This is a genomic window from Pseudomonas tremae, assembly GCF_001401155.1.
GTDB classification, from domain to species: domain Bacteria; phylum Pseudomonadota; class Gammaproteobacteria; order Pseudomonadales; family Pseudomonadaceae; genus Aquipseudomonas; species Aquipseudomonas tremae.
Genome location: NZ_LJRO01000270.1, coordinates 1 through 558 on the forward strand (window position 1 = coordinate 1; position 558 = coordinate 558).

Annotated in this window: 1 protein-coding gene and 1 pseudogene; both read right to left on the reverse strand. The window is 58.6% G+C overall.

The features are described from left to right. Positions 1–126, reverse strand: a pseudogene (locus ALO43_RS31860) (rhizopine-binding protein); the annotation flags it as partial. A 17-nt stretch (positions 127–143) separates the two neighbouring features. Further along, positions 144–558 (reverse strand): methyl-accepting chemotaxis protein (locus tag ALO43_RS16165; protein WP_235812539.1); only part of this gene is annotated, 415 nt, incomplete at its 5' end.

A 558-nucleotide genomic window follows, 5' to 3' on the forward strand; every position in this document is an offset into this window, starting at 1 on the left:
GCGCAGAATGGTCTGAAAATTGTCGTTGTACTTGGCCATACCCACGCCGATCAATGGCGTGGCCGCCTGTGCCAGGCCCGCGACCAGCAGGCTTGCACTCAGGGAAATCGATAACCACTGTTTCATGTTCTGACTCCCGGGCATCAAACGCTGAAATGATGGAGCAGCTCGCGCTGATCCCTGGCCATTTTCGACAGGTCCTGACTGCTGCTCGCAGACTGTTCGGCACCGTCGGCGGCCTGCTGGGCAGAATCGTTGATGTGCGTGACCATGCGACTGGTTTCCTGCACCGTTGCGCTTTGCTGCTCGGTGGCAGCTGCGATCTGGATATTCATGTCGCGAATCGTGTCCACCGCCTCGCCCATTTCCACCAGCAACTGGTCGGCACCGGAAGCAAGCGTCACGCAGTGATTGGACTGGATCTGGTTGTCGTTCATCACCTGCACAGCCGAGTGGATCTTGCTCTGCATCTGGCCGATCATTTCCTGAATCTCGCTGGTAGAGGTCTGGGTGCGACTGGCCAGCGAGCGTACTTCATCGGCCACCACCGCAAAGCCC